The sequence below is a fragment of the Synechococcus sp. genome (genome assembly GCF_982614295.1).
The window spans coordinates 25,637-33,023 of sequence record NZ_CEXBMR010000016.1; the positions used below are offsets into that span (position 1 = coordinate 25,637).

Sequence of the window (7,387 nt, forward strand, 5' to 3'; positions counted from 1 at the left end):
TTAAGACTCCACTGCGATGGGTTGCGCGGTGACCTCAACGGCGGCCTCCTCCTCTTCTTTGACGATGAATTTTGTTTTCACCGGCAATTTGTATTGAGCCAGACGCATGGCTTGTTTTGCGAGGGCCTCTGTGATTTCAGGTCCGCCCATCTCAAAGAGAATGCGGCCTGGTTTCACAACGGCAACCCAGAATTCTGGGTTGCCTTTACCAGAACCCATACGGGTTTCGGCTGCCCTCATGGTGACTGGCTTATCTGGGAAGATCCGAATCCAGATTTGTCCGCCCCGTTTGGTTAGGCGACTCATGGCACGGCGACTGGCTTCGATCTGCCGTGCCGTAACCCAGCCACATTCCTGGGCTTGGAGGGCAAATGAACCAAAGGCAATGGTGTTGCCTCGGGTAGCAACGCCGCGCATGCGACCTCGCTGTTGTTTGCGGAATTTGACGCGACGTGGACTAAGCATGGTTTAGGCCTCCCTCACTCCTCATTAGAGCGGTCCTCGAAATCTTGGGGTCGCCTGCTTGTGCGGCGACGGGGAGCTGCACCCACAGGGGGTTGCTCTTTTTGTCCTGGCAGAACTTCACCTTTGAAAATCCAAACCTTGATGCCCAACACCCCGTAGGTGGTGCTGGCCACCTTGGTGGCGTAATCAATGTCAGCCCGCAGGGTGTGCAGGGGAACACGACCCTCACGGGTCCATTCCGTCCGGGCGATTTCAGCGCCGTTTAGACGGCCGCTTACCTGGATTTTTAGGCCAAGTACGCCGGCCCGCTGGGCCCTTTGAACGGCCATGCGGATTACGCGACGAAACGCCACCCGCTTTTCCAGTTGCTGAGCAATGTATTCAGCAAGAAGGAAGGAATCGGCATCTACCCGCTCTACTTCCACCACGTTGATACGCACCTGGCGGGTGAGATCACCAATGGTTTTTTGGATTCCAGCGCGTAGCTCTTCGATGCCACTGCCCTGCCTACCTACCAGCACACCAGGGCGGGCGGTTTTGAGCTCCACCTCCAGTTGATCGGCTTTACGGGCGATATGCACGCTGCTGATGCCAGCAGAGGCATATTTCCTGTTGACAAACAGACGAATCTGTTCATCTTCCTGAAGCAGGGCGGGGTAGGTGCGGGCGGGTGCGTACCAGCGCGAGCGATGTTCCTGGGTGATCCCCAGGCGCAGGCCGGTCGGGTGGATTTTGTGTCCCATCGGTCTTTAAGCGTCTTGGGGAGTCACACCAATGGAGATGTGACAGGTGGGTTTTTTGATCGCAAAAGCACGCCCTTGGGCGCGGGGCCGGAAGCGCTTCATGCACGGACCCATGTCGGCGCTGGCTACGGAGATAACCAGATTGCCTGGATCAATGCCGAGATTGTGTTCGGCATTAGCAACAGCAGACCGCAACACCTTGGTTATGGGCCCGGTGGAGCGATAAGGCATGAACTCGAGCATGATCAGTGCATCGCGATAGCTGCGACCACGGATTTGGTCGAGAACACGTCGAACCTTGGACACGGAACCCCGCACGTAGCGGGCGTGGGCAAGGGCCTGATTGGGGGTGAGGATTTTTTTTGCCATCTCAACGTGCTCCTTTCTTATCCTTGATGTGGCCCCGGAAGGAGCGCGTGGGGGCGAATTCCCCCAATTTGTGACCCACCATTTGTTCGGTCACATAGACCGGTACGTGGGTTTTGCCGTTGTGAACGGCAATGGTGTGACCGATCATCATCGGCAGGATTGTTGAAGCTCTGGACCAGGTTTTGATCACAGGCTTTTCTCCGGCAATGTTGTTCTTCTCCACTTTGCGGAGAAGACTGTCGGCAACAAATGGTCCTTTTTTTAGTGAACGTCCCATAGAGGTTTAAGCGATCAGCTGGCAGAAGTAAGTCATCAGGAATCCCGTCCGCCACGGCTGCGTTTAGATACGCGGCGACGCTTCCGGAGGACGTACTGGTTACTGGGCTTGTTGCGCTTCCTGGTTTTGTAACCAAGGGCTGGTTTACCCCAAGGCGTAACAGGGCCAGAGCGACCGATGGGAGCACGACCCTCGCCACCACCGTGAGGGTGGTCGCAGGGGTTCATCACACTGCCACGCACCTCAGGGCGACGACCCAGCCAACGCTTACGACCCGCTTTACCAAGGCTGGTATTACGAATTTCAGCATTGCCTACTTCACCGAGGGTGGCATAGCACTCACGGCGCACGAGCCTCACTTCAGTAGAGGGCAGTTTCAAAGCGACGTAGTCGCCTTCTTTAGCCATCACTTGGGCGCTGGCACCAGCGGTGCGAACCATTTGGCCACCTCTACCGGCATAGAGCTCCACGTTGTGAACGCTCGAACCAAGTGGAATGGCTGATAGGGGCAGTGCGTTGCCAATTTCAATTGGAGACTCAGGACCGGAGACAACCTCCTGACCTACCACCACCCCAGCGGGATGGAGGATGTAGCGCTTTTCGCCATCCGTGTAATAGAGGAGGGCAAGACGCGCATTGCGATGGGGGTCGTATTGGATGGCAGCCACCCGACCCACAACACCGATTTTGTTCCGGCGAAAATCAACAATGCGATAAAGGCGCTTATGGCCGCCACCACGGTGACGGCAGGTGATTACCCCGCGATTATTGCGACCCTTGCGGCGGTGTTTTGCCACCACCAGGCTGCGTTCCGGCTTGCGCCGCGTTACTTCACTGAAATCGCTCACCACCCGGGTGCGAGTACCGGGGGTATAGGGGCGATAGCTACGGATTCCCATGGTTAACGCTCCTTACGATTCAGGGAAAAGCTGGATGCTGTTGCCTTCGGCCAATCGCACAACGGCCTTTTTGACCTGGGCGCGACGACCGGAGAAACGGCCTACCCGCCGCGTGCGACGAGGTGGGTTCATGGTGCTAATTCCCACCACCTTTACCGAGAAAAGATGTTCTACGGCGGCTTTGATATCGGGCTTGGCGGCCCGGGGATCAACCTCAAAGGTGTACTGATTCAACTCAAGGGCGCGGGTGGCCTTCTCTGTGATCAGTGGCCGGCGGATCACATCCGCCAAGCGATCTGCAAAACGTTCAGCCATTGCCATAAACCTCTTGGATCTTCACAAGGGCGTCTTCGCTAACCACAAGCTTTTGGGCATTGAGGAGATCAAAAACGTTGAGTTGATCAGCGGCGATAAGTTTCACCGTGGGCAGATTGCGCACAGATAACTTCACGCTGCTGGCCAGCTCGGCCACCACAAGCAACACTCGGGTGCCATTGGGCACACCCCAACGCTCCAAAGCTGCCACTACGTCTTTCGTTCGTGGTTTGGCAAGTTCGTCGATGAAGGCTTTTACCACCACCAAATCTGAGCCTCGGCTCATAAGGGCAGTGCGGAGCGCTAAACGACGCTCCTTGCGATTCATGGATATCTCGTAGGAGCGGGGTTTGGGGCCAAACACCACGCCACCGCCGGGCCGCAGGGGAGTGCGGATCGAACCCTGGCGAGCTCGTCCGGTTCCTTTCTGTTTGTAGGGCTTGCGGCCACCACCACGCACTTCAGCTCTGGTAAGGGTGCTGGCAGTGCCCTGGCGGGCATTTGCCAGTTGCCTCACTACAGCGCGATGCACAAGGTTGGCAGCGGTAGTTTCCTTGGCAACGGCTAAATCGAGGGAAGCTTTTCCAGCTTCTTTGCCTTGCCAGTCGCGAATAACACAATTAACCATGGTTTCCTCTCTCACGATCCAGCCTTGTACTCAACCCGCTTAGCCGGTTGAATACTTAGCAAGGCACCGGGTTTGCCCGGCACGGAGCCTTTTACCACTAAAAGATTGCGCTCAGCGTCAACTTTCAACACCACCAAACCTTTAACGGTGGTTTTGGTACCGCCGTAGCGGCCAGCCATCCGTTTGCCTGGATAAACCCGGCCTGGGGTGGTGCCGGCGCCAATTGAACCCGGTTCCCTGTGGTTTTTTGAACCGTGGGTCATTGGACCACGGCTAAAGCCGTGGCGCTTTTGAAGCCCTGAGAAACCGCGGCCCATGGTGTCGCCGCTTACATCAACTTTTTGTCCAGGACTAAAAGCTTCAACAGTGAGGCTGCTACCAAGTTCAACCCCATCGATCGAATCGACGCGGTATTCCTTGAGATGACGCAAGGGTTCATCTCCCGACTTGCTCAGGTGACCCTGGGCTGGCCGGTTAACGAGCTTTTCGCGAATGTCGCCAAACCCAACTTGGACAGCGCTATAGCCGTCGTTGGAAGGAGTTTTGACTTGGGTGATGCGGCAAGGCCCCGCCTCGATCACAGTGACCGGGATGGACTTGCCTTCGTTGTCGAAGAATTGGGACATACCCAATTTCTTCCCAAGAATGCCGATAGACATGGGAGGTGAAACACGCCAGCTGTGGTAACCAGGCTTCAAAAGAATCCAATAAAGGAATCAGGTGAAGTTGGCTAGGGGATCTGCTTGAAAAATCAAGGCAGGATTGGCTGAGACTGATCGCCGCGAATTCACCTTTAAAAGGAAATTTCCGGTGTAAGTTTCCCGGCAAAATCTGAAAAATTCAGAATTTGCACTGGCCAGAAAGAGCTATCAACTGTGGTAGCCCTTAGCATTTTCAGCTGGAGGCCCGGCTAGCGCTCGGGCACAACATCAATTGCGTAGCTCAATAATTTACACCATTGAGGTTGAAATCAAATATTGGTAAATCTGTGAGTTAGTTCTCGGCCCTGCCAGAATGATCTGAATTGCTGGTGCCCCCATGCCCCTGCTGCTCAGCGGCCGCACTTTCCGCAGAGATCTGGAGCGATCCAAGGCATTGGCTTTATATGCCCCCCTTGAAGGCGGCGCCGAAACAAGGTTGTTAAGGCGAATGAGAGCTTGCGGTTACCACACCGAGCTCAATTCAGTTCGTGGTTTAGGCGATCCGGAGGTTTTCTTATTCGGGCTTCACGGCATTCGCCCCCCCCATCTGGGTCATCAAAGGGTGGGTAGGGAAGCTGCCGTGGGGGATGTCCAAATGGTGATGCCTCAACTGGGCCCGGCTTTGTCTGGACCCAAGCCCATTTTGCTTTGGCTTTTGGAGGGTCAGGTTTTATCAGCTGCAGAGCGCAATAGCTTGCAGGCTTTATGCCAAAGGGAATCGCGTTTGCATTTAGTGCTGGAAATGGGCGGTTCCCGGAATTTGCGCTGGCAGCCCCTCCAAGAGCTTGAGTTGAGTTAGCTCTTGGTGCGAGTTAAGCCTTGGCTTGCTCCAGAAGCAGCCCTTGCCCACGGCAGCTGGGTTAAGTGGATAGGCGGGGCAAGTAACCATGATCTGCAGGGCCTTGAAGATCAAGCCGCCTTGGCAACTTTGGCGGGGGCCCATTGCCTCGATGTAGCAGCAGATTTAGGGGTGATATCAGCGGTGAAACGCGGCATTGCGTGGGCTTTAGAGCAGGGGGTGCCGCGCCGGCCTTGGTTGATGTTGAGCCTTAGCGATGGCGCAGACCCCCATTTTCGTAAAGCGGTTTTTGATCAGCAGTTGTGCCCGAGCAGCTGTCCGCGCCCCTGCGTTCCGGTATGTCCGGCTTTGGCCATTGATCCCAGCATCGGTGTGATCGCAAATCGTTGTTACGGCTGTGGTCGCTGTTTGGAGATTTGTCCCCTGAATTTGATTCAGGAGCAGGCGGTGAAGCTGGAGGGGCAGCAGCTTTTGCAGTTGCTTAAGCAGGCCCAACCCGATGCCATAGAAGTGCATACAAGCCCAGGCCGCAGCCAGGCTTTTGCTCAGCTATTAGCTGCGATCAGCGCTAGTGATTTATCACTGAGTTTGCTTGCGGTGAGTTGCGGCGAGGGGCGCGAGCCTGGCCAGTTAGCTCTAGCGGCTTATTTATGGCAGCTTCATGGTTTTTTAACGGCATCAAGCTGGCCTTGGCTTTGGCAACTGGATGGTCGCCCGATGAGTGGCGACATTGGCGCGGGCACTGCCCATGCCGCAGTGGCTTTATTTGAACGCCTCGGGCCATTCCTGCCCCCGGGCTTGATACAGCTTGCCGGCGGCACCAACGCTGATAGCCGCCGCCGCCTTCTCAAAATTCAGATATCGCCCATGCCTGCCACGGGCGGTATTGCTGGAATCGCTTATGGGGGCAGTGCTCGCGCGCTGCTGCAACCTTTTTTGATCGAAGCCGAACGAAGGGGCCAACGGCTTCTTCACTGCCCTGATTTGTGGCCAAAGGCCCAACACTCTCTGGAATTACTCTGGGCCTGCTAAACCAGTGCGCATCTGCCAGGAACGGGGATGGTGAGCGCAGAAGTTGGTTCACTGTTATCTGGGGTAACCGTTAAGGAGCATCGCGTTACCGATGATCTCGATCGCCTGCTCTCGGTGCTTCCCACTCCGTTGCAGCTTTCTTTGGCCACTACAGCCCAGCGGGAAGGCCTGTTGGAGGTGGTTTTGGATCTTGGCCGAAAACCGGAAGCCCGCTATCCCCATGGCTGCGTGGATTTGGGATCTAAGCCTGTAACCGGCGAGGATCTGCGCCTAATAATCGATCAATTGGGCTCATTTGGAGGCGACAACCGAGCGGGTATAGAAGGCACTTTGCATCGAATTAGCGCCCTGCGTAACCGTTCGGGGCTGGTGATTGGCCTCACTTGCCGGGTTGGGAGGGCTGTATTTGGAACTGTGGCGATGGTGCGTGATCTGCTTGATTCAGCTCAGTCGCTTTTGTTATTGGGGCCCCCTGGGGTTGGCAAAACCACTGCCTTAAGAGAGATCGCCCGGGTGCTGGCCGATGATTTTGGTAAAAGAGTGGTGGTAATAGACACAAGTAATGAGATTGCGGGTGATGGTGATGTGCCCCATCCCGCGATTGGTCGTGCCAGGCGCATGCAAGTGGCAAAACCTCAATGGCAACACCGGGTAATGATCGAGGCAGTGGAAAACCACATGCCCGAGGTAATTGTGATCGACGAGATCGGCACAGAGGAGGAGGCCCTTGCAGCCCGCAGCATTGCCGAAAGGGGGGTGCAGCTTGTTGCAACAGCCCATGGCAACGCATTAGAAAATCTTTTGCGAAACCCCACCCTTTCCGATCTGGTGGGGGGAGTGCAGGCGGTTACTCTCGGCGACGATGAAGCCCGCCGTCGCGGCAGCCGTAAGGCGGTTTTAGAGCGTTCAGCCGCTCCTACTTTCCCGATTGCTGTGGAGATGCACAGCCGCAGCCGTTGGCTGGTGCATACAGATGTTGCAGGCACTGTTGATCGCTTATTAAGAGGCGATGGAGCGCGGCCCGAAATTCGAACCGTGGATCGGACGGGCTGCCTAAAAGTTGAACAACCCCTGCCTTCGCTGCTGCGTCCTCCAACACCACTCCCGCCAACACCGCTGATTAAGCAAGTAATTAAACCTGCACAAAAGCCATCGGTTG

11 protein-coding genes are annotated in these 7,387 nt (G+C 56.0%); 3 read left to right on the plus strand and 8 right to left on the minus strand.

Annotated features, from left to right (window positions below; all coding sequences use genetic code 11):
• The 8 genes from rplP to rplC are packed head-to-tail and all read right to left on the minus strand — an operon-like array spanning window position 1 to window position 4,355.
• Window positions 1-465 (minus strand): 50S ribosomal protein L16, encoded by a 465-nt coding sequence (gene rplP / locus AC2JC8_RS04360; RefSeq protein ID WP_484399934.1) that lies wholly within the window; start codon window positions 463-465, stop codon window positions 1-3.
• Between the two features lie 14 nt (window positions 466-479).
• A complete protein-coding gene (gene rpsC, locus AC2JC8_RS04365; RefSeq protein ID WP_484399935.1) occupies window positions 480-1,208 on the minus strand; it encodes a 30S ribosomal protein S3 in 729 nt (242 codons plus the stop codon).
• 6 nt (window positions 1,209-1,214) lie between these two features.
• Window positions 1,215-1,577, minus strand: coding sequence for a 50S ribosomal protein L22 (gene rplV, locus AC2JC8_RS04370; protein ID WP_295456522.1), 363 nt, complete (start codon window positions 1,575-1,577; stop codon window positions 1,215-1,217).
• Between the two features lies 1 nt (window position 1,578).
• Complete coding sequence (gene rpsS, locus AC2JC8_RS04375) at window positions 1,579-1,854, minus strand: 30S ribosomal protein S19 (RefSeq protein ID WP_255131173.1); 276 nt, start codon at window positions 1,852-1,854, stop codon at window positions 1,579-1,581.
• A 35-nt stretch (window positions 1,855-1,889) separates the two neighbouring features.
• Window positions 1,890-2,753: a 50S ribosomal protein L2 gene (gene rplB / locus AC2JC8_RS04380; RefSeq protein WP_484399937.1), complete on the minus strand. Its 864-nt coding sequence runs from the start codon at window positions 2,751-2,753 to the stop codon at window positions 1,890-1,892.
• Between the two features lie 12 nt (window positions 2,754-2,765).
• Entirely contained in the window at window positions 2,766-3,068 is a 303-nt protein-coding gene (locus AC2JC8_RS04385) for a 50S ribosomal protein L23 (RefSeq protein WP_255131175.1), read from the minus strand.
• On the minus strand, window positions 3,061-3,696 hold the full coding sequence (gene rplD / locus AC2JC8_RS04390) for a 50S ribosomal protein L4 (protein WP_295456518.1): 636 nt from the start codon (window positions 3,694-3,696) through the stop codon (window positions 3,061-3,063). The genes AC2JC8_RS04385 and rplD overlap by 8 nt, the downstream gene beginning before the upstream one ends.
• 11 nt (window positions 3,697-3,707) lie before the next feature.
• Window positions 3,708-4,355, minus strand: a complete 648-nt coding sequence (rplC, locus tag AC2JC8_RS04395; RefSeq protein ID WP_484399938.1) for a 50S ribosomal protein L3 — start codon at window positions 4,353-4,355, stop codon at window positions 3,708-3,710.
• A 379-nt stretch (window positions 4,356-4,734) separates the two neighbouring features.
• Here rplC and ndhN point away from each other — a divergent pair, with 379 nt between their 5' ends.
• The 3 genes from ndhN to AC2JC8_RS04410 all read left to right on the plus strand — a co-directional run.
• A complete protein-coding gene (ndhN, locus tag AC2JC8_RS04400; protein ID WP_484399940.1) occupies window positions 4,735-5,196 on the plus strand; it encodes an NAD(P)H-quinone oxidoreductase subunit N in 462 nt (153 codons plus the stop codon).
• A 6-nt stretch (window positions 5,197-5,202) separates the two neighbouring features.
• On the plus strand, window positions 5,203-6,228 hold the full coding sequence (locus tag AC2JC8_RS04405; RefSeq protein ID WP_484420348.1) for a Light dependent period protein LdpA domain-containing protein: 1,026 nt from the start codon (window positions 5,203-5,205) through the stop codon (window positions 6,226-6,228).
• A gap of 27 nt (window positions 6,229-6,255) precedes the next feature.
• Window positions 6,256-7,387: AAA family ATPase (locus tag AC2JC8_RS04410; protein WP_484594259.1), on the plus strand; the 1,132-nt coding region annotated here is incomplete at its 3' end.